This window comes from Desertihabitans brevis (assembly GCF_003327535.1).
Taxonomy (GTDB): Bacteria; Actinomycetota; Actinomycetes; order Propionibacteriales; family Propionibacteriaceae; genus Desertihabitans; species Desertihabitans brevis.
In genome coordinates, this window is the sequence record NZ_QOUI01000001.1 from 58,075 (window position 1) to 77,571 (window position 19,497).

Consider the following 19,497-nt stretch of genomic DNA (forward strand, 5'->3'; position numbering starts at 1 on the left):
TCTGTTGCGGGCCGTCGAGACGGCTCTCTAGTGTGTTCGTCGGAACACCGCAGCGGTGTCCACACCGCGGCCCGGATGTCGATCCGGTCCGCCGAGCAGGGGAAGGAGTGACCGACATGGACCTCACCATCGTGAACGCGGCCGTGCCGTCCACCGCGCCCTGCTCCCCGATCTCCGATGGTCGTCGGCCCGCCTTCCGCGGGCGCGCTGTCGTCGCCGCCGGCTCTCCCGCCGGCCGCGGTCTGGGTGTGCAGTACGTCGGTGGCGGCTGGTCCGCCGTCGTGGCCGACGTGCGCCCCTCCACCGATGGGGCCCGCACCGGTGAGCCCGCCGGGCTCGTCCGTGACCGGATGCACGCCCCGCTGACCGCCACGACCACCGGCTTCGCCGCCACCTCCCTCGTGGACTCCCGCCTGAGGACTCCGATGTAGGTCTCCTGCATCGCCTCTCCGGGCCGTGAGTCCCCGAACCACCGGGAACTCACGGCCCTCGTGTTTCCCGGGACCAGCTCCTCCAGCATCCCGACGACACCATCAGGAGAGACCATGACCGCCACGCTGTACGAGATACCCGGGTTGCTCGGGGCGTCGCTGCCGGCCACCGGCCAGCGCCTGCCCTGCCACGAGGTGGAGCCGGACACCTTCTTCGCCGAGTCGCCGGCCGAGGTCGAGCACGCCAAGGCGCTGTGCGTCGGGTGCCCCCTGCAGGCCGAGTGCCTGGCCGGGGCGCTGGACCGCAAGGAGCCGTGGGGGGTGTGGGGCGGTCAGCTGGTGATCGCCGGGGTGGTCGTGCCCCGCAAGCGCCCGCGAGGCCGTCCGCGCAAGCACCCGCGCCCGGACGAGGTGGCCGCCACCACCGCGCCCGCCCCGGCCAAGAAGGACCAGCGGGCCGCCTGATGGCGGTCCGCGCCCCGAGGCTCGCTACCTGGGGCCGGAGCCGGTCCCCCACGAGGGGGACCGGCTCCTGGCGCGCCCGGGCTCAGGCCCCGGCGGACCAGCCCGGCAGGAACTCCTCGAGCACGTCGCCGAAGCGCTCGGAGGCGTCCAGCTGCGAGAGCACCGCGATACCGCCCATCCAGACCCGGTGGATCAGCAGGTAGGAGGCCGGCAGGTTGAGCCGGCGGGCCACCTCGCTGGTCTGCGCCGAGCTGACCCGCGCGAACTGCGCCCGCATCCAGTCCCGGGTGAAGTGGAACTCCTCCACCCGGGCCGGCTCGACGAACGGGGCCAGGTAGTCGTAGAGCTCGCCGGGGTCCACCTCCCCGCGGACGAAGCCGAGCTCGCGCAGACCGGCGGCCACCGCGTCGGCGTCGGAGTCGGCGCACAGCCGCAGCAACCGGCCCATGTCGGTCGGCAGCCCGTGCGGCAGCCGGGCGACCAGCCCGAAGTCGATCACCCCGAGCCGGCCGTCGTCGAGCACCTTGAAGTTGCCCGGGTGCGGGTCGGCGTGCAGCAGCCCGACCCGGCTGGGGCCGGCGAAGAGGAAGCGGACGTAGCGCAGTGCCGCCTCGTTGCGCTCGGCCTCCGGCCAGTCCGCCACGGCCGACAGCGGCGGCCCGTCCACCCACTCGCTCACCATCACCGTGGCGGTGTGGGCCAGCACGGCCGGCACCAGGAACTCCGGGTCGCCGGCGAACCCCTCGGCCGCCTGCTGCTGGTGCTCGGCCTCGAGCTCGTAGTCGACCTCCTCCGAGACCCGCGCCTCCAGCTCGGCGGCGAGCGCCCGGACGTCCATCCCCGGCAGCAGCGGCGCCACCAGCGCGGCGACCCTGCCGAGCTGGCGCAGGTCGGAGCGCAGCGCCTCGTCCGCACCCGGGTACTGCACCTTCACCGCCACCTCGCGGCCGTCCTCCCACACCGCCCGGTGCACCTGGCCGATCGAGGCCGAGGCCGCCGGCCGGTTGTCGAAGCTGCGGAAGCGGGCCCGCCACTGCGGCCCGAGCTCGCGCCGCAGCACCGCGTGCACCCGGGAGGCCGGCATCGGCGGTGCGGAGTCCTGCAACCGGCGGAGGTGGACGCGGTAGGGCTCGGCGACGTCCTCGGGCAGCACCGCCTCGAACATGCTGAGCGCCTGACCGAGCTTCATCGCCCCGCCCTTGAGCTCACCCAGCACGGTGAACAGCTGCTGGGCGGTGCGGCGACGCATCTCCTCGTCCAGCTCGCGCCGGCTGGCCCCGCCCAGACGGCGTCCCAGCCCGGCGGTGGTCCGCCCCGCCACCCCGAGCGGGATGCTCATCAGCCGGGCGCCGCGGCCCAGCGCGGACCGCGCCAGACCGTTGCGCCGGGAGCGGTCGGGGGAGGAGGGGCGGGCGCGCCGGTCGTCGGAGGAGTCGGCGTCGCTCATGACCTCATTCTGCCAGCCGGTCCGCAGCACACCCGGCCCAGCGGTGGCCCGGGGCAGCGCGGCTCAGTGCTCCAGCAGCGACAGGTCGCACCCGCAGCCGGGGTGCGCGGGCCACCGGCGCAGCCGGGTGCTCCAGTCGCGGGGGTCGAGCTCGAGGGTGTGCCCGCACAGGTCGGGACGGTGGCCGTGCAGGGCGGCCAGCACCTGCACCACCGCCGTAGCCGCCGCCCAGTCCACCGCCACGGCGTCGGGACGGCTGCGCTGGCGGATCAGCTGGACCAGCACCGCTGGCCAGCGCGGGTCCCGGCCGGCGCGGTACAGGTCGGTGCACCGGGTGCAGCACCCGGTGCCGGGTAGCACGAACGGGCCCACCTGGGCCCCGCCGTCGAGAGGCCGGACCAGCAGGTGCGGCAGGTCGCGGCGCAGCAGCGTGTCGGTGACCGCCCGGTCGCACTCGGCGCGGTCCGGCGCCACCACCACGACGTCGGGTGGCGGCGTGCCCGGGCCGAGCTCGAGCAGCTGCGACCAGTGGGCCAGCACGCGGGGCGGGCGGGCCCTGCTCGCCGGACGGGCCGCCACCAGCTCGGCGCGCAGCGCCTCCGCGGCGACGGGTCGCGGTGGTCCGTCGTAGAGACCGGGAGCGGGTGGCTCGGGGTCGCAGAGCAGCAGCTGCACCCCGGCGGCGGCCAGCCGGGTGGCGATCGCCCGACCCAGGGCCCCGGCGCCGACCACCAGCACGGTGCCGCCGGTGCCCGGCCTCCGCGGCGGCTCGAGCAGGTCGGCAGCGGCCAGCGCGTCGACCAGCTCCGGGGCCCGCGGGTCCAGCCCGCGCAGGGTGTCCAGCCGGGAGCTGCCGTCCATCCGGTGCAGCAGCGGCAGCAGGTCGGCGCCGACGCCGTGCAGCCGCCGGGCGGCGGCGCCCGCGCCGACCTGCAGCTCGCCGTCGTCGCGGACGGTCAGCGCCAGCCCGGCCCGCAGCCGGGGGAGGTCGAGGTCGGGACGTCCAGCGCTCACCCTCCCACCCTGGCCCGCCCGCGGACGTCCGGACCGGGTTGTCCACAGCCTCCTCCGGGGCGGGCCCGGACGGTGGGCTCAGGCGCGGCCGAGGATGCGGTTGAGGTTGGTGCCGCACTCCGGGCAGGTGGCGCGTGCCATCCGCGTGCCCTTCTCGTTGACCACCACGGTGCCGGTGGTCTCCCGCTTGGCGCGGCACTTCACGCAGTAGAACTCGCCGCTGTAGGACTCGTCGGCCACAGCTCCTCCTCCGGTCGGCACCTGCGGTGACAAAGAGAAGACCCCCAGGAACTCCGGATCCGTTCGCCTTCCCCTGCGAGCGGCCCGACCATCTGGGGGTCTTCGTTGTCTCGACGCTAGGCCCCCCGGCGCCGTGCGTCAAGTGCCTGGGCCCACACCGTCCACCACCGGGGACCGCTGTGCACGAGGTCGTGGGCAACCCTGTGGACGGGCCTGTGCACAGTGTGCACAACCCTGTGCACGGCGACGCGCCGAAGCCGCGGTCGTCGGCGGGCTCGGCTACCGTCGGTGCCATGCCGGTCACTCCTGCCGCACCCGCCGACGACGCCCGGGTGGAGGTGCGACGCAGCCGGCGTCGACGCCGCTCGGTCACCGCCTTCCGCGAGGACGGCCGGATCGTGGTCGTCATCCCGGCCGACATGTCGCGCCAGCAGGAGGAGCACTGGCGCGCGGAGATGGTGCGGCGGCTGCTGCGTCGAGAGGCCCGCACCTCCGCGCCGGCCTCGGACCCGGCGCTGGCCGCCCGGGCCGAGGAGCTCTGCCGGACCCACCTCGACGGCGCGGCCCCGGTGCCGCGGCCCACCTCGGTGCGCTGGGTCGGCAACCAGCAGCGCCGGTGGGGGTCCTGCTCACCGGCCGACGGCACCATCCGGTTGTCCGACCGCTTGCAGGGGCTGCCCGGGTGGGTCGTGGACTACGTGCTGGTCCACGAGCTCTGCCACCTGGTGCACGCCGGCCACGGCCCGGCGTTCTGGGCGCTGGTCGAGCGCTACCCGCGGGCGCAGGAGGCGAAGGGCTACCTGCAGGGCTGGTCCGACGCGCAGGCGCGCGCCCGGGGCGCACGCTGGTCCGAGCCGGAGGAGTCCGACCTCGACGAGCCGGACGGCACCGGCTAGGGTCAGCGCTCCCGCGGGCCCTCCTCGGGCCCGTCCTCACCGGTCTCGTCGGCGCGGTCGAGCAGCGCTGCCAGCTCGGCGTCCAGGTCGTCACCGGCCGCGGAGTCCTCGGCGGACCGGTCACCGCGGACGAAGCCGATCGGGTCGTCCAGCGCGGCGGCGTCGGGCACCAGGTCGGGGTGCTTCCAGACCGCGTCGCGGCCCTCCACGCCACGGGCCTCGCGCAGCGCGGCCCACAGGTTGGCCGCGTCGCGCAGCCGGCGCGGGCGCAGCTCGAGCCCGACCAGATTGGCGAAGGTCTGCTCGGCCGGGCCACCGGCCGCCCGGTTGCGACGCACCGTCTCGCCGAGGGCCTGTGCGGCCGGCATCCACGGCGCGCAGGCCTGGCCCACCACCTCGTCCACCCAGCCCTCGACCAGCGCGAGCAGGGTCTCCATCCGACCCAGCACCGCCTGCTGCTCGGGGGTGTGCTGCGGCTCGAACAGCCCCTCGCGGACCTCCTCGCCGATCCGCTGCAGCGACTGCGGGTCCAGGCCCTGCAGGTCGATCTCGCCGACCGCCCGCTCGATCGCGGACATGTCGATGCGGATGTGGCGGGCGTACTCCTCGACCAGGGCCAGCAGCTGCGGGCGCAGCCAGACGCACTCGGCGAACAGCCGCTGGCGGGCGGCCTCGCGGATGGTGAGGTAGAGCAGCACGTCGTCGGGACGCTCCTGCAGCCCCTCGCCGAAGGCGGCGACGTTGGTCGGCAGCAGCACCACCTGGCTGGAGCTGGTCAGCGGGACGCCGATGTCGGTCACGCCGACCACCTCACCGGCCAGCTGGCCCAGCGCCTGGCCGAGCTGCACGGCGAACATCGCGTTCCCGCTGCGGCGCAGCATCGGGCGCAGCATCTCGGCCATCCCGGCCAGGGGGTTGACGGCCGGGTCCTCGCCGCCGGTCCCCATCAGGGCCTGTGCGCTCGCCTCGGCCATGCTGTCGGCCACCGGCTCGACCAGCCGACGCCACACCGGCATCGTGTGCTCGATCCACTCCGCCCGGCTCCACACCGCCGGCAGCACGGTCTGCTCGGCGGAGAACGCGGTGGCGGGGTCGAGCCAGGTCTGGGCCAGGGAGGCGGCGTCGGTGACGCGACGGCGGTCGGTCGGGTCGGGGGTGCGGTCGGGGCCCAGCCCGGCGGCCACCTTGCGGGCGACGTCCTTGGCCTGCTCCCAGTCCACCCCGGAGTCGGCGGCGGCACCGGGGCCCATGCCCAGCTGGGCGATCATCTGCTGCAGCTGGCCCATCATCTGCTGCATGTCCTGCCCGCCGGCCCCGAAGGAGCCGAAGAGCGCCTCGAACGGGTTCTGCGGGGTGCCGCCCTGCTCCCGACCGCCCTCGTCGCCCTGCTCGTCGCGGTCGCGAGGCTCGTCCGGATCGCCGGGAGACCGGTCGTCAGCCATCGTCAGTCACTCTCCTGTGCGTCGGCGGGTCTCCATTCAACCCGTTCCGGCCAACTCCGGGGGCGCGGCGGGCCGGATTGCGGCTCAGAGCGAACACGGCCGCCGGTGGCCCGGTTGGGTAGGGTCGGCGCCATGTCTGGATCGGCGCCCGTCTCCGCGTGGTGGCAGGTCGCGCTGCGCAGCGAGCCGCTGAGCCTGGACGCCGCCCTCGCCGGCGTCGGGCACCCCGCCTGCGGCGGGGTCGCCCTGTTCGTCGGCGTGGTGCGCGACCACGACGGGGGACGCGCGGTCAGCACCCTCGACTACACCGCGCACCCGCAGGCCGAGGAGGTGCTCGGCCGGGTCGCCGCCGCGGTGGCCGCGCGGCACGGCGTCCGGGCCTGGGTCGAGCACCGGGTCGGCCACCTGGAGGTCGGCGACCTGGCGGTGGTGGTCGCGACGGCCTCGGCGCACCGGGCGGAGGCGCTGAGCGCCTGCCGGGAGCTCATCGACGAGCTCAAGCGGGACGTCCCGATCTGGAAGGAGCAGCACCTGGGCTCCGGTGCCGCGGAGTGGGTGGGGCTGTGACCCGTCAGACCTGGGTGGCCTTCGTCTCGGCGACCGTCTTCGTGCTGATGGCGCTGGTGCTGGCGCTCACCCCGGTGCCCTTCGTCAGCTGGACCCCCGGCGGCACCTACGAGGTGCTGGGTGCGGGGGAGGACCAGCCGATCGAGGTGTCGGGGACGACGACCTACCCGACGGAGGGGTCGCTGCGGATCACCACCGTCTCCCAGACCGCGGCCGACGCCCGGCTGACGCTGCCGGAGGCGGTGCTGTCCTACCTGCTGCCCGAGCGCGACACCCTGCCGCGGGAGTCGATCTACCCGCCGGGGAAGACGGCTGAGCAGGTGGAGATCGAGGAGCGGCAGAGCATGGACACCTCCCAGGTGGATGCGGTGGTCGCCGCGCTGCGGGCCGCCGACGTCGAGGTGGTGGAGCGTCCGGCCGTCGTGTCGGTGACGGTGAGCGGGCCCAGCGAGGGGATCCTCAGCCCGGGCGACCTGGTGCTCACCGTGAACGGCCTGGAGCCGACCACGCCGGAGCAGGTGACCGAGGAGGTCCGGGCGGTCGCGGTGGGGGAGGAGATCTCCTTCCGGGTGCTGCGCGACGGCGAGGAGCGCGAGCTCCGGGTGCCCACCGGCAGCTCCAACACCGAGGCCGGGCTGGCGGTGGTCGGCGCCCAGTTCGGCCCCGGCTACGAGTACGAGCCGACGGTGGAGTTCGGCATCGACCCCGCGATCGGCGGACCGAGCGCGGGGCTGCTGTTCTCGCTGGCGATCTACGACCGGATCACCCCGGGCGCCCTCGTGCACGGCACCGTCGCCGGCACCGGCCAGATCACCGCCGACGGCGTGGTGGAGCCGATCGGCGGCGTCCAGCAGAAGATCGCCGGTTCGGAGGAGGCCGGCGCCAGCGTGTTCCTCTACCCGGAGGGCAACTGCGCCGACGTCGCCGGCGTGCGGACCGACCTGACCCTCGTCCCGGTCGAGACCCTGCCGCAGGCCATCGAGGCGATGCAGGCGCTGGACGCCGGCACCCCGGAGGAGCTGCCGACGTGCCCGTGAGCGAGCCCTCCGACGCGGCCCACCCCGGCTCGGCCGACCCCGTCGCGCCCGACCCCGTCCCGGTCGACGCCGACCCGACCGGAGCCGGCGCCGCCGACGCCGATCCCGTCCGCACCGCCCTGCTCGCCGCGCTGGTCGAGCTGGAGCGCCACGTGGGGGAGCAGGGCTTCGACCAGGGGCCGCGGCTGTTCGCCCTGGTGCGCACCGACGACCTGGTGGCCGCCGAGCCCGCGCTCGCCGAGCACCTGGGGCTGCGCAGCACCGCCGAGGGCGGCTTCCCCGAGGCGCTGACCCCGGTGGAGCAGGAGTTCACCCCCGGCGCCGACCTGGTCGGGGCGCTGTCGCGGATCGAGTGGCCACCCAGCGTGGACGGCTGCGCGTTGGCCTGCGAGCGCAGCTTCCTGCCCGCCGGCGACCAGGCCGCCGAGGTGCCCGACGACCCCGACGAGGCGACCGCCTTCGTGGCCGAGCACCCCGACCGCCAGGACGTCCGCGTCGTGGTCGGTGTGCTGCGCACCGGGCACCGCCACGGCGTGGCCCGGCTGGTCAGCCACCCCGAGGACCTGCTCGGGGGCAGCGACCTCGTCCCCGGGCTGGCCGAGGTGCTCGCGTATACGCTTCACCCCGACGAGGGCCCCCACGGCCCGGACCACCGTCCCCACCCAGCAGCAGAGGAACCTCGCGAGTGAGCAGTACCGCCGCCGTCCGCCGCCGTCCCCGGGGGGCGCTCCTGCCCACCGTGGCCGTCCTCGCCACGCTGGTGGTCGGGTTCACCCTGTTCAGCGGGATCTGGACCGACCGGCTGTGGTACCAGTCGCTGGGTTATGAGGGGGTGTTCTCCACCCTGCTGCTGACCCGGCTCGGGCTCTTCCTCGTGTTCGGCCTGCTGATGGCGCTGGTGGTGGTCGGCAACGTGGCCCTGGCCTACCGGCTGCGACCCCGGCTGCGCGCCCCCTCGCCGAACTCCGAGCTGCTCGAGCGCTCCCGCGACGTGCTGGAGTCCCGGCTGGTGCGGATCCTGGTGATCCTCGGCGTGGTGATCGGGCTGTTCGGCGGTGGCAGCGCGGCCGGCAACGCCGAGACCTACCTGGCCTGGCGCAACAGCACGCCTTTCGGCGAGGTCGACCCCACCTTCGGCCTCGACCTGTCCTTCTTCGTCTTCGACTACCCCTGGTACCAGCTGGTCGCCTCGTTCCTGCTGGTCGCGCTGCTGATGGGCTCGGCCGGGGCGGCGATCGTGCACTACCTGCTCGGCGCGCTGCGCTACACCCCCGGCCAGCGGGTCACCAGCCGCGCCGCGATGGTGCACCTGTCGGTGCTGCTCGGGGTGGTGCTGCTGGTCTTCGCCGTCCAGCAGTTCCTCGACCGCTACGGGTTCCCGCTCACCACCAACGCGCTGTCCAACGCCGAGATGACCGCGATCGGCTACGCCGACGAGAACGCCCGGGTGACCGGCCGGCTCATCCTGGCCGTGATCGCCCTCATCTGCGCACTGGTGTTCTTCGCCAACGCGTGGCTGCGCCGCTGGATCTTCCCGGTGCTGGCGGTGGCGCTCATGGTGCTCTCGGGGCTGATCCTGTCGGTGATCTACCCGGTCGGTCTGCAGGCCATCACCGTCCAGCCCAACGAGCCGGACCTGGAACGGCCCTACATCGAGCAGCACATCGCGGCCACCCGCACCGCCTACGGGGTGGAGGACGTCGAGATCGAGACCTACGACGCGACCACCGTCGCCGAGGCCGGTCAGCTGCGTGCCGACGCCGAGGCGCTGCCCGGTATCCGGCTGATCGACCCGGCCATCGTCAGCCCGACCTACGAGCAGCTGCAGCAGGTCCGTGGCTACTACTCCTTCCCGCAGGTCCTCGACGTCGACCGCTACACCATCGACGGTGTGGAGACCGACGCCGTGGTGGCGGCCCGCGAGCTCAACTTCCGGGGTCTGGAGAACCGGTCGTGGAACAACACCCGCACCGTCTACACCCACGGCTACGGCCTGGTGGCCGCCTACGGCAACCGGGCCGTCGGTGGTGAACCGGACTGGATCGTCCGCGACATCCCGCCGGTGGGCGAGCTGAGCGAGTACGAGCCGCGGATCTACTACGGCGAGCAGATGGACCAGTACGCCATCGTCGGCGCTCCGGCGGGCGCCCCGCCGATCGAGTTCGACACCCCCGGCGGCGGACCGGACGGTGGGCCGCAGCTGACCACCTACACCGGTGAGGGCGGTGTGCCGATCGGCTCGCTGTTCGACCGGGTGCTGTATGCGATGCGCTTCACCGACGTCAACATCCTGCTGTCGGAGCGGGTCAACGAGGCCTCGAAGATCCTCTACGACCGCACCCCGCGCGAGCGGGTGCAGGCCGCGGCGCCGTGGCTGACCATCGACTCCAACATCTACCCCGCGATCGTCGAGGGCCGGCTGGTCTGGATCGTCGACGGCTACACCACCTCCAACAGCTACCCGAACAGCCAGCGGCTGAGCCTGCAGGACGCGACCTCGGACTCGGAGTCGCAGCTGCTGCCGGTGGGCGCCCAGCTCTCGCAGGACGTCAACTACATGCGGAACTCGGTCAAGGCCGTGGTGGACGCCTACGACGGCACCGTCGACCTCTACGCCTGGGACGAGGAGGACCCCGTCCTGCAGACCTGGCGGAACGCCTTCCCCGACACCGTCCAGGACCGTTCGGAGATCTCGGCCGACCTGCTCTCCCACCTGCGCTTCCCCGAGGACCTGTTCAAGGTGCAGCGGGAGATCCTGGCCCGCTACCACGTCACCGACCCGGCCGCCTGGTACCAGGGCAACGACCTGTGGCGGATCCCGGTGGACCCGGTCCGCGGCGGCAACGCCAAGGAGACCCCGTACTACCTGTCGATCCAGTGGCCGGGTGACGAGTCGCCGGTGTTCAGCCAGACGGCCGTCTACGTGCCCAACGAGCGGCAGAACCTCGCGGCCTACATGGCCGTCAACGCCGACGCCTCCAGCCCCGACTACGGCCGGCTGCGGATCCTGCGGATGTCGGACACCCAGCAGATCGCCGGGCCGGGGCAGACGTTCAACGAGATCAACACCAACGTCACGGTGGCCGAGCGGCTACGGCCGTTCAACAACCAGGGCGCGGCGCAGGCCTCCTACGGCAACCTGCTCACCCTGCCCATCGGTGGCGGCCTGCTCTACGTCGAGCCGATCTACACCCAGCGGGCCGGCAGCGACGGCTCCTACCCGGCGCTGAGCTTCGTGGTGGCGCGGTTCGGCGAGACGGTGGCCATCGGCACCACCCTGCAGGAGGCGCTGGACCAGGTCTTCGGCGGTGACGCCGGCGCGGACACGGGCGAGGACGTCCCGGGCCAGCCCGGCGGTGGGACGCCGAGCGACCCCGAGGAGCCGACCGGCGAGGTCGACAACCCGGCCGCTGCCGCCGCGCTGGACCGGGCCGAGCAGGCCTTCGCCGACGCCGACCAGGCGCTGCGCGACGGCGACCTGGCCACCTACCAGGCCAAGAACGACGAGGCCCGGGCCGCCATCGAGGAGGCCCTCACCGCGCTGGGCCGCTAGCCTCGCCGGCGGTCAGTCGCCGATGCCGCGGGCGTGCAGCGCCTCTCCGGTGGCGCGGGCGGAGGCCACCACCCGCACCACCAGGGGGACCAGCCGGGCCCGCGGGTTGCGCTCCAGCCCGCGGGCCAGCGCGGCCTGACGGGTCTCCTCGGCGATCTCGAGCACGGTGGGGACGGCGCGCAGCACCAGTCCGACGGCCAGCCCGACCTGCTCGACGTCCACCCCGAGCCGGCGGAGCGGGCCGAGCACCCGCACCAGGGTGGCGACCAGGTCGTCGACGCGGGTGGTGGCGGTGAGCACGGTGGCCAGCAGCAGCAGCCCGACCAGCTCGGCCACCGTCTCGGTCGCCCGGGCCCACCCGGTCTGCCACGTCTGCCAGGCACCGAGCAGGACGACCACCACCAGCAGCCCGCGGAGCGAGCGCAGCAGGGCGCCGAGCCCGACCCGTCCGAGCAGCGCGAGCGCCAGCGCCAGCCCGAGCAGGGCCAGCGACGGCGCCGGCCCGCGGACCAGGGTCACGGTGGTGGCGAGGACGAGCAGCCCGAGCAGCTTGGCCCCGGCCGGGGCGCGGTGCAGGAGGGTGCTCCCGGGGCGGTGGACGCCGACCAGCCCCGTGGGCAGCGGCCGCGGGCTCATGCCACCGACCGGTAGTGCGCGACCACGTCGGCGGCAGGGCCGTCGGCGACCACCCGGCCGCCATCCAGCAGCAGCGCCCGGTCGCAGCGGGCGGCCAGCTCGAGGTCGTGGGTGCTGAGCACCAGCTGCTGCGGCAGCCCCATCAGCAGGTGGCCGATCCGCCGGCTGTTGCCGAGGTCGAGCAGGGTGGTCGGCTCGTCGGCCACCAGCACGTCCGGGTCGGTGGCCAGCACCCCGGCCAGGGCGAGCAGCTGGCGCTGGCCGCCAGACAGGGTGTGCACGCTGCGGGAGGCCAGCGCGGCCAGCCCGTAGGCCTCGAGCACGGTGGTGGTGGCCGCGGCGCGGTCGGCGGCGTCGGGGTGGCGGCGGCGCAGCGAGAGCGCCACGTCCTCCGCGACCGTGGGCATCACCAGCTGGGCGGACGGGTCGGTGAAGACGAAGCCGACCCGGCGGCGCACCCGCGCGCCGTGGCGGGCGACGTCGGTGCCGTGGACGCGGACCCGGCCGCGGCTCGGCTCGACCAGACCGTTGACCAGCCGGGCGAGGGTGGACTTGCCCGACCCGTTCGCCCCGACCAGGGCGGTCCGGGCCTCGGTGAGGACCAGCGACGTCCGGTGCAGCACCACCACCTCGCTGCCCTCGGGGGTCGGGCGGCGGACCTCGACGTCGTCGAGCTCGATCACGCCGGGACGGCGTCGGCGTCCCGCGTGGACCGCGGACGGGCCAGCAGGTCGGGGAAGGCCCGGTGCACGGCGGTGGCGACCAGCGCGACGGCGAGGCACTTGAGCAGGTCGCCGGGCCAGAAGACGACGTCGACGGCGAACGCCTGGGCCAGGCCGAGGTCGGCGCGCAGCGCGAGCCCCGCGATGCCCAGGACGTGGGTGACCAGGCTGCCGGCCAGCGCGGCGAGGAGCACCAGCGGGACGCTCGTGCTCAGCCGGCGCAGCGGGAGGCGACGGACGACCAGGCCGGTGACCAGGGCGGCCGCCGGGAAGGAGACGAGGTAGCCCGCGGTGGGTCCGGCGAAGACGCCCACCCCGGCCGCGCCACCGGAGAACACCGGCAGCCCGACCGCGCCGACGACGAGGTAGAGCAGCACGGCCAGGAACCCGCGGCGGGGGCCGAGCACGGCGCCGGCGAGCACGACGGCGAAGGTCTGCAGGGTGATCGGGACGGGGGAGGGGCCGAACCGGATCGCGGGCAGCAGGGCGCAGACCGCGACCAGGGCGGCGAAGCCGGCGACCAGGGCGAGGTCGGCGCCGGAGAGGCGGCGGGGTGCGGGCATGCGGGACGACCTCTCGGACGCGGGACTGAACGGTGTTCAGGTGAACGGCGTTCAGGTTAGGGTGGGCCCCGACCGCCGTCAACCACCACCCCGCGACCCGAGGAGCGCCGTGCGCCACCGCCGCCAGGACGTCGTCGACCGGGCCCTGCTGGTGCTGGACGGGTACGGGCTGGCCGACCTGACGGTGCGCCGGCTGGCCCGCGAGCTCGGCGTGCAGCCCAGTGCCCTCTACCACCACGTGCGGAGCAAGCAGGAGCTGCTGGCGCTGGTGGCCGAGGAGCTGCTGCGGCGCGGGCCCCGGCGTCCCCGCACCGGCGGCTGGCACGACCGGCTCCGCACCGTCTGCGCCGACCTCCGCGACGCCCTGCTGGCCTACCGTGACGGCGCGGAGGTGGTGGCCGCCGCCCAGGCGTTCGGCCTCGGCGCAACCGGGCCGGTGGCCGAGCTGGAGGAGGTGCTGCGCGCCGCGGGTGCGCCGGAGGAGCTGGCCCGGGTCGGGGCGGCGACCTGCGTGCACTACGTCCTCGGCCACGTCGGGGAGGAGCAGCTGCACCTGCAGGCCGGCAGCGCCGGCGCCATCGACGCCGACCCCCGTCAGACGTCGACCTTCGCGCTGGGCGTCGACCTCGTCGTCGACGGCATCGCCACCCGCCTCCCCGACCCCGTCGCGGCACCCGCCGGGGTGTCGCCCGCCTGAGCGCGAGGGGTCCGAGCAGCGGCGTCGTGCGGCGTCCCGCGACCTCCGTCGCCCTTCCTGAGGTCGACGCCGCGGGCCACCTCCGGCATACGGATGCGCCAGTCCCTTCCCACCGGCGAGACTCGTCGCTACAGTTCCCACCAACTGGCGTCGCAAGCGTGAAGAATGAGGCCAGTACCGCACACAGGATGCGGGCACCGCGATCGGTCGGCTCCTCCTCGGAGAGGCTCGCCCGACGCACTGACACTGTCGTCAGGCAACTTGGAGGACCAATGGAGCTTCCCCTCGTCACCCGCCGGAGCCTGCTCTACGGCTCGGCCGTCGTCGCCGGTACAGCGGCCCTGGCCGCCTGTACCGGCACCAGCAGCAGCCCAGGTCAGGACCAGTCGGGGAACGGGCCGACGGGTGGCGGGGCCTCGACCGCGGTCGGCTCAGCCACCGAGCCGCTGCCGGCACCGGGCACCTACCAGCAGGCGCCCAGCATCGACCCGAGCCTGCCGCCGGTCGAGGAGCGGCTGCCCGAGAACCCCTACGTCATCCCGCACCACTGGGTGACCCCCGGCAAGTACGGCGGCAAGCTGAACCTCAACACCTTCTCCACCACCGGCGCGGCGAAGGCCGACTCCGACCGCAACTTCTTCTACGGGCACTCCCCGCTGCGCTACCTCAACGACGGCAAGGACATCGGGCCCGGCCTGGTCGAGTCGTGGGAGTCCAACGACGACGCCTCGGAGTGGACCTTCTACTTCCGCAAGGGCCTCAAGTGGTCCGACGGCGAGCCGTTCACCACCGAGAACATCCTGTTCTGGTGGAACGAGTTCGTCATCGAGCAGAAGATGGCCGTCACGCCGCCCGACGAGGCCCGCTCCGGCACGGGCACCCTGGCCGAGTTCACCGCGGTGGACGACACCACGCTGCGGATGACCTTCGACGCGCCGGCACCGCTGACCGCCGACCGCATGGCGATGTGGGTCAACGGCAACATCGGCAAGAACGGCCCGATCTGGCTGATGCCCAGCCACTACCTGAAGCAGTTCCACCCCAGCTACGGCGATGACGTGCCGGACGACTGGGACACCGTGGGCGGTCTGATGGAGACCAAGGCCGACTGGCACCGCAACCCGGACTGCCCGACCATGATCGGCTACAAGTGCAAGTCGTTCGACAACACCCGGGGTGTCGTGCTCGAGCGCAACCCGTACTACTGGGCCGTGATGCCCAACGGTGACCAGCTGCCCTACATCGACGAGATCCAGATCAGCGTCGTCTCCGACGCCGAGGCCGGCAAGCTCCAGGTGCAGCAGGGCAGCGTGGACTACACCCACGGGCCGTTCAACCAGATCACGCTGAACGACGTCCAGGGGATCCGGGACAGCGCGGCGCAGGCCGGGACCGAGGTCGTCCTGTGGGACAGCGGGTCGGGCACCGGCTCGATCTTCTTCCTCAACTACGACTACCCCGACGAGGAGCTGCGCGCCGTCATCCGGGAACCGAAGTTCCGCCAGGCGATCTCGCACGCGTTCAACCGCGAGGCGGTCCGCAGGTCGGTGTACTTCAACACCGGCGAGCCGACCACGGGGACGCTCAGCCCCAAGGCGATCGAGTACCAGATCAACGACACCGGCCGGCAGGCCTACACCTCCTGGCGTGACGCCTACGTGGCCTACGACCCGGAGAAGGCCAAGCAGCTGCTGGAGGAGATCGGGGTGACCGACTCCGACGGCGACGGCCTGCGCGAGCTGCCGAGCGGGGAGAAGCTGACGCTGCGCCTCGACACGACCGCCGACTCCTCGCAGGAGCACAAGTCCAAGGACAACCAGCTGGTCGCCGACCTCAAGGCCGTCGGCATCGAGATGCGGATCAACCCCATCGCGCCGCAGACCTACGACGACGAGTGGAAGACCGGCCAGCTGATGGGCCACAGCAACTGGGAGGTCGGGGACGGCCCGAACCACCTGGTGTACCCCCAGTGGCTGGTGCCGCTGGAGTACACCCGCTGGGCCCCGCTGCAGGGTCAGTGGTACCAGCAGCTCGGCACCAAGACCGAGGGCACCGAGCTCGACGTCGATCCGTGGGAGCGGACGCCGCCGCGGATGGAGCCGGAGCCCGACGGCCCCATCCAGAAGCTGTGGGACCTGTACAACGCCAGCAAGGTCGAGCCGGACGAGATGAAGCGGCACCAGCTGGTCTGGGACATGATCAAGATCCACATCTCCGACGGCCCGTTCTTCATCGGGTCGGTGGCCAACTACCCGCAGGTCGTCGTGGCGAAGACCGACCTCAAGAACGTGCCGCGCAAGGAGAACCTCGCGCTCGGCGGGATGGTCAACCCGTGGATCCACCCGAGCCCGGCCGTCTACGACCCCGAGTGCTACTTCTGGGACAACCCCGACCAGCACACCAGCTGACGCGTGGCGTCCGCGGCGGCACCTGCCGCCGCGGCGCCGCCCGTCCCGTGTCCTGTCGTCCTGATCGAGGGGGGTTGTCCGATGCTGGTCTTCGTCGTCCGCCGGCTCGCCTACGCCGTGCTGACCGTGTTCGCGGTCTCGCTCGTGGCGTTCTTCATCATCGAGCTGGCGCCCGGGTCGGCGATCACGGCCGAGATCTCCCGGCTCCGCGCCCAGGGCAACGTGGTCTCCGACCAGCAGGTGCAGGCCCTGGAGGAGCAGTACGGGATCAACGACCCCTGGATCGTGAAGTACGGCAAGTGGGCCGGCGGTCTCGTCACGGGCGACTTCGGCCAGTCCTTCGCCTTCCGCGAGCCGGTCGCCGACCTCATCTGGAGCCGGCTCGGGTTGTCGATCGCGCTGTCCATCGGCGCGATCATCGTCGCCTGGGCCGTCGCGATCCCCATCGGGGTGTACTCGGCGACCCACCGGTACAGCCTCCCCGACAACGTCATCACCGTGATCCAGTTCATCGGGGTGGCCATCCCCGAGTTCCTGCTGGCGCTGGCGGTGATGACGGCCGCGGTGCGCTGGGGCGGGATAGAAGTCGGCGGGTTGTTCTCCAACGAGTACCGCAACGCGGAGTGGAGCGCGGCGAAGTTCGGCGACATGCTCGGCCACCTGTGGATGCCCCTGGTGGTGATCACGGTGGGGAGCACCGCCTGGCTGACCCGGGTGATGCGCGCGAACCTGTTCGACGTGCTGGGCCAGCAGTACATCCAGACCGCCCGCGCCAAGGGGGTCGCCGAGTCTCGGGTGATCTGGAAGCACGCCGTGCGCAACGCGCTGCACCCGCTGGTGATGACCTTCGGCACCACCCTGTCGGCGCTGATCTCGGGTGAGGCGATCGTCTCGATCGTGTTCGCGCTGCCCACGACCGGGCAGGCGCTGCTGCAGAGCCTCATCGTCAAGGACACCTACGTGGCGGCGACCCTGCTGGTCTTCCTGTCGATCCTGCTGGTCATCGGGAACGTGATCTCCGACCTCGCGCTGGCCTGGATCGATCCACGAGCCCGGACGGCGGGTTAGGAGCAGAGATGACGGCAACGGCTCAGATCTCCGGTGCGGGGCTGGACGAGGGCACGTCCTCCGGGACCGGTGGACCGGTGGCGCCGGACAGCAAGATCGGTGAGGTCTCGCAGCGCAGCCTCATGCTGCGCCGCTTCCGGCGGAGCAAGCTCGCGGTGGTGAGCCTGGTCATCCTGCTGCTGATGTACCTGGCGGCCATCTTCGCCGGGTTCCTGTCGCCCAACGACCCGGCGGCGGTCAACCAGGAGTACAAGTACGCCGCACCCAGCGCGTGGACGTGGTCCGGCGGGCCGGCGATCTGCCGGGTCACCCAGGAGATCGACCCCATCAACATCTCCACCACCTACGTCACCAACTGCGACCAGCCGATCCCCCTGCAGTTCTTCAGCCGCGGTTACGAGTACGAGCTCTTCGGCCTCATCCCGACCGACCGCCACCTCTTCACGGTCCCCGAGGGACGCGTCCTGGTCTTCGGGGCCGACGGCAACGGCCGCGACCTCTTCAGCCGCACCATCCACGGCGCCCAGGTCTCGCTGACCATCGGCCTGCTCGGGGTGGTCGTGGCGACCGTCCTCGGCTCGATCATCGGGACCATCTCCGGCTACGCCGGCGGGGCGGCCGACACCGTGATCCAGCGCGTCATCGAGATCATCATGTCGGTGCCGACGATCCCGCTGTGGGCCACCATGGCCGCCGTCATGCCGCAGGACCTGTCGGTCACCCAGCGCTACTTCGTGATGACGATGATCCTGTCGCTGGTCGCCTGGACCGGTCTGGCCCGGCAGGTGCGCGGCAAGGTGATGGGCTACGCCTCGGCCGACTACGTCGCCGCGGCGCGGTCGGCCAACGCGTCCGGCTTCCGGATCGTCACCACCCACCTGCTGCCCAACGCGGCCAGCCACATCGTCGCCGTGTCGATGCTGGCGATCCCGGCCACGATCCTGGCCGAGACCGCGCTGTCCTTCCTGGGCATCGGCATGCTCGACCCGGCCATCAGCTGGGGCGTGCTGCTGCAGGACGCGTCCCGGGTCGACGTGCTGCAGCAGTACCTGTGGGTGCTCATCCCGGGCGTCGCCGTGGTCCTCGCCATCACCTGCTTCCAGCTGCTCGGGGACGGTGTGCGTGACGCCGTCGACCCGTACAGCTGAGCCCCGACCAGTCAAGGAGGACCACCTCGTGACCACCCACTCCAGCGCCCGCGACGACGACACCATCGTCTCCGTCCGCGACCTCCAGGTGGAGTTCCGGACCACCCTCGGTGTCGTCCGCGCGCTCAACGGCGTGAGCTTCGACATCCCCCGCGGCAAGGTGGTCGGGATCGTCGGGGAGAGCGGCTGCGGCAAGAGCGTGACCGCCCGCGCGATCATGCAGATCATCGAGCACCCGGGGAGGATCACGAACGGGTCGATCGAGTTCCACCGGCAGGGCGGTGACGTCGCGACCTCGCAGCTGCTGACCGACGACGAGTCCGCCCCGGCCGACGCGCTGACGGCGTCGGGCGGGATCGACATCACCCGGCTCGACCCGCGCAGCGCGGCCATGCGGGCGATCCGCGGTGCGGAGATCGCGATGATCTTCCAGGAGCCGATGACCTCGCTCAACCCGGTGTACACCGTCGGGTCGCAGATCGAGGAGGCGATCCTGCTGCACCAGACGCCGGACAAGGAGAAGGCCCGCCAGCAGGCCGTCGACATGCTGCGCCAGGTCGGCATGCCGAACCCCGAGCGGATCGCCCGGTCCTACCCGCACGAGCTCTCCGGAGGCATGCGCCAGCGGGCCATGATCGCGATGGCGATGTCCTGCCACCCGGCGCTGCTCATCGCCGACGAACCGACCACGGCCCTGGACGTCACCACCGAGGCGCAGATCCTGTCGCTGATGCGCAAGCTCAAGGCCGAGATCGGCATGTCGATCATGTTCATCACGCACAGCATGGGCGTCGTGGCCCAGCTCTGCGACGAGGTCATCGTCATGTACCTGGGTCAGGTGGTCGAGCGGGCCTCGGTCGATGAGATCTTCTACAACCCCAAGCACCCCTACACCCGCTCGCTGCTGCGGTCGATCCCGCGGATCGGCATGACCGAGCACGCCCCGCTCGAGGTGATCAAGGGCTCCATCCCGGACCCGTACACCCGGGTCACGGGGTGCAGCTTCCACCCGCGCTGCCCGGACTACCTCGGCGACGTCTGCCGCGACGTCATCCCGGCCGAGGCGCTGCTCGCCGGCCCCACCCGGCACGGGGCGAAGTGCCACCTGTACACCGACGAAGGGCGGGCCGCGCTGGCGGCGCCCGCCGCCACGAGGGGATGAC

Annotated in this window: 19 protein-coding genes; 12 read left to right on the forward strand and 7 right to left on the reverse strand. The window is 72.8% G+C overall.

Annotated features, from left to right (window positions below; genetic code table 11):
* Nucleotides 1-116: 116 nt before the first annotated feature.
* Both DT076_RS00225 and DT076_RS00230 read left to right on the forward strand, forming a co-directional pair.
* The gene (locus tag DT076_RS00225) at nucleotides 117-431 is read left to right on the forward strand and encodes a hypothetical protein (protein ID WP_114124659.1); all 315 of its coding nucleotides are present in this window, start codon (nucleotides 117-119) and stop codon (nucleotides 429-431) included.
* A 114-nt stretch (nucleotides 432-545) separates the two neighbouring features.
* On the forward strand, nucleotides 546-896 hold the full coding sequence (locus DT076_RS00230) for a WhiB family transcriptional regulator (protein ID WP_114124660.1): 351 nt from the start codon (nucleotides 546-548) through the stop codon (nucleotides 894-896).
* Between the two features lie 82 nt (nucleotides 897-978).
* Here DT076_RS00230 and DT076_RS00235 read toward each other — a convergent pair whose 3' ends face one another.
* The 3 genes from DT076_RS00235 to DT076_RS19515 all read right to left on the reverse strand — a co-directional run bounded on the left by DT076_RS00235 (nucleotide 979) and on the right by DT076_RS19515 (nucleotide 3,597).
* Nucleotides 979-2,343 (reverse strand): ABC1 kinase family protein, encoded by a 1,365-nt coding sequence (locus tag DT076_RS00235; RefSeq protein ID WP_114124661.1) that lies wholly within the window; start codon nucleotides 2,341-2,343, stop codon nucleotides 979-981.
* A 63-nt stretch (nucleotides 2,344-2,406) separates the two neighbouring features.
* Nucleotides 2,407-3,357 carry a hypothetical protein gene (locus DT076_RS00240; protein ID WP_114124662.1) on the reverse strand — a complete coding sequence of 317 codons (951 nt, stop codon included), beginning with the start codon at nucleotides 3,355-3,357 and terminating at the stop codon, nucleotides 2,407-2,409.
* A gap of 78 nt (nucleotides 3,358-3,435) precedes the next feature.
* Nucleotides 3,436-3,597 (reverse strand): DUF5679 domain-containing protein, encoded by a 162-nt coding sequence (locus tag DT076_RS19515; protein WP_198671628.1) that lies wholly within the window; start codon nucleotides 3,595-3,597, stop codon nucleotides 3,436-3,438.
* A 293-nt stretch (nucleotides 3,598-3,890) separates the two neighbouring features.
* On the opposite strand from DT076_RS19515, the gene DT076_RS00245 reads away from it, so the two are divergent.
* A complete protein-coding gene (locus tag DT076_RS00245; RefSeq protein WP_114125163.1) occupies nucleotides 3,891-4,493 on the forward strand; it encodes a M48 metallopeptidase family protein in 603 nt (200 codons plus the stop codon).
* A gap of 2 nt (nucleotides 4,494-4,495) precedes the next feature.
* On the opposite strand, the gene DT076_RS00250 is transcribed toward DT076_RS00245, so the two are convergent.
* A complete protein-coding gene (locus DT076_RS00250) occupies nucleotides 4,496-5,935 on the reverse strand; it encodes a zinc-dependent metalloprotease (protein WP_114124663.1) in 1,440 nt (479 codons plus the stop codon).
* Nucleotides 5,936-6,067: 132 nt separating this feature from the next.
* Here DT076_RS00250 and DT076_RS00255 point away from each other — a divergent pair, with 132 nt between their 5' ends.
* Genes DT076_RS00255 through DT076_RS00270 form a run of 4 tightly spaced genes read left to right on the forward strand, consistent with a single transcriptional unit; the run spans nucleotide 6,068 to nucleotide 11,092 of the window.
* Entirely contained in the window at nucleotides 6,068-6,502 is a 435-nt protein-coding gene (locus tag DT076_RS00255) for a molybdenum cofactor biosynthesis protein MoaE (RefSeq protein ID WP_114124664.1), read from the forward strand.
* The gene (locus tag DT076_RS00260) at nucleotides 6,499-7,539 is read left to right on the forward strand and encodes a YlbL family protein (RefSeq protein ID WP_114124665.1); all 1,041 of its coding nucleotides are present in this window, start codon (nucleotides 6,499-6,501) and stop codon (nucleotides 7,537-7,539) included. Before DT076_RS00255 ends, DT076_RS00260 begins: the two co-directional genes overlap by 4 nt.
* Nucleotides 7,536-8,228, forward strand: coding sequence for a PPA1309 family protein (locus tag DT076_RS00265; RefSeq protein WP_407642691.1), 693 nt, complete (start codon nucleotides 7,536-7,538; stop codon nucleotides 8,226-8,228). Before DT076_RS00260 ends, DT076_RS00265 begins: the two co-directional genes overlap by 4 nt.
* On the forward strand, nucleotides 8,225-11,092 hold the full coding sequence (locus DT076_RS00270; RefSeq protein WP_114124666.1) for a UPF0182 family membrane protein: 2,868 nt from the start codon (nucleotides 8,225-8,227) through the stop codon (nucleotides 11,090-11,092). Before DT076_RS00265 ends, DT076_RS00270 begins: the two co-directional genes overlap by 4 nt.
* A gap of 12 nt (nucleotides 11,093-11,104) precedes the next feature.
* Here the strand turns inward: DT076_RS00270 and DT076_RS00275 are convergent, their stop codons facing one another.
* From DT076_RS00275 to DT076_RS00285, 3 genes are read right to left on the reverse strand one after another with little or no spacing between them, the layout of a single operon-like run.
* Nucleotides 11,105-11,728, reverse strand: a complete 624-nt coding sequence (locus DT076_RS00275) for a CbiQ family ECF transporter T component (RefSeq protein WP_114124667.1) — start codon at nucleotides 11,726-11,728, stop codon at nucleotides 11,105-11,107.
* A complete protein-coding gene (locus tag DT076_RS00280; RefSeq protein WP_114124668.1) occupies nucleotides 11,725-12,411 on the reverse strand; it encodes an energy-coupling factor ABC transporter ATP-binding protein in 687 nt (228 codons plus the stop codon). Before DT076_RS00280 ends, DT076_RS00275 begins: the two co-directional genes overlap by 4 nt.
* Nucleotides 12,408-13,013 carry a biotin transporter BioY gene (locus DT076_RS00285; protein ID WP_114124669.1) on the reverse strand — a complete coding sequence of 202 codons (606 nt, stop codon included), beginning with the start codon at nucleotides 13,011-13,013 and terminating at the stop codon, nucleotides 12,408-12,410. Before DT076_RS00285 ends, DT076_RS00280 begins: the two co-directional genes overlap by 4 nt.
* 109 nt (nucleotides 13,014-13,122) lie before the next feature.
* Here DT076_RS00285 and DT076_RS00290 point away from each other — a divergent pair, with 109 nt between their 5' ends.
* The 5 genes from DT076_RS00290 (at nucleotide 13,123) to DT076_RS00310 (ending at nucleotide 19,496) form a co-directional block, all read left to right on the forward strand.
* Nucleotides 13,123-13,710, forward strand: a complete 588-nt coding sequence (locus tag DT076_RS00290; protein WP_114124670.1) for a TetR/AcrR family transcriptional regulator C-terminal domain-containing protein — start codon at nucleotides 13,123-13,125, stop codon at nucleotides 13,708-13,710.
* Nucleotides 13,711-13,982: 272 nt separating this feature from the next.
* Nucleotides 13,983-16,118: an ABC transporter substrate-binding protein gene (locus DT076_RS00295; RefSeq protein WP_114124671.1), complete on the forward strand. Its 2,136-nt coding sequence runs from the start codon at nucleotides 13,983-13,985 to the stop codon at nucleotides 16,116-16,118.
* 81 nt (nucleotides 16,119-16,199) lie between these two features.
* A complete protein-coding gene (locus tag DT076_RS00300; RefSeq protein WP_114124672.1) occupies nucleotides 16,200-17,186 on the forward strand; it encodes an ABC transporter permease in 987 nt (328 codons plus the stop codon).
* A gap of 8 nt (nucleotides 17,187-17,194) precedes the next feature.
* A complete protein-coding gene (locus tag DT076_RS00305) occupies nucleotides 17,195-18,334 on the forward strand; it encodes an ABC transporter permease (RefSeq protein WP_114124673.1) in 1,140 nt (379 codons plus the stop codon).
* Between the two features lie 28 nt (nucleotides 18,335-18,362).
* Nucleotides 18,363-19,496, forward strand: a complete 1,134-nt coding sequence (locus tag DT076_RS00310) for an ABC transporter ATP-binding protein (RefSeq protein WP_114124674.1) — start codon at nucleotides 18,363-18,365, stop codon at nucleotides 19,494-19,496.
* Nucleotide 19,497: the final 1 nt, after the last annotated feature.

Bases quoted from the DNA above. Each gene is read 5' to 3' on its own strand.
- DT076_RS00225 (WP_114124659.1), top strand. From the start codon at position 117: ATGGACCTCACCATCGTGAACGCGGCCGTGCCGTCCACCGCGCCCTGC.
- DT076_RS00230 (WP_114124660.1), top strand. From the start codon at position 546: ATGACCGCCACGCTGTACGAGATACCCGGGTTGCTCGGGGCGTCGCTG.
- DT076_RS00235 (WP_114124661.1), bottom strand. From the start codon at position 2,343: ATGAGCGACGCCGACTCCTCCGACGACCGGCGCGCCCGCCCCTCCTCC.
- DT076_RS00245 (WP_114125163.1), top strand. From the start codon at position 3,891: ATGCCGGTCACTCCTGCCGCACCCGCCGACGACGCCCGGGTGGAGGTG.
- DT076_RS00250 (WP_114124663.1), bottom strand. From the start codon at position 5,935: ATGGCTGACGACCGGTCTCCCGGCGATCCGGACGAGCCTCGCGACCGC.
- DT076_RS00255 (WP_114124664.1), top strand. From the start codon at position 6,068: ATGTCTGGATCGGCGCCCGTCTCCGCGTGGTGGCAGGTCGCGCTGCGC.
- DT076_RS00275 (WP_114124667.1), bottom strand. From the start codon at position 11,728: ATGAGCCCGCGGCCGCTGCCCACGGGGCTGGTCGGCGTCCACCGCCCC.
- DT076_RS00285 (WP_114124669.1), bottom strand. From the start codon at position 13,013: ATGCCCGCACCCCGCCGCCTCTCCGGCGCCGACCTCGCCCTGGTCGCC.
- DT076_RS00295 (WP_114124671.1), top strand. From the start codon at position 13,983: ATGGAGCTTCCCCTCGTCACCCGCCGGAGCCTGCTCTACGGCTCGGCC.
- DT076_RS00300 (WP_114124672.1), top strand. From the start codon at position 16,200: ATGCTGGTCTTCGTCGTCCGCCGGCTCGCCTACGCCGTGCTGACCGTG.
- DT076_RS00305 (WP_114124673.1), top strand. From the start codon at position 17,195: ATGACGGCAACGGCTCAGATCTCCGGTGCGGGGCTGGACGAGGGCACG.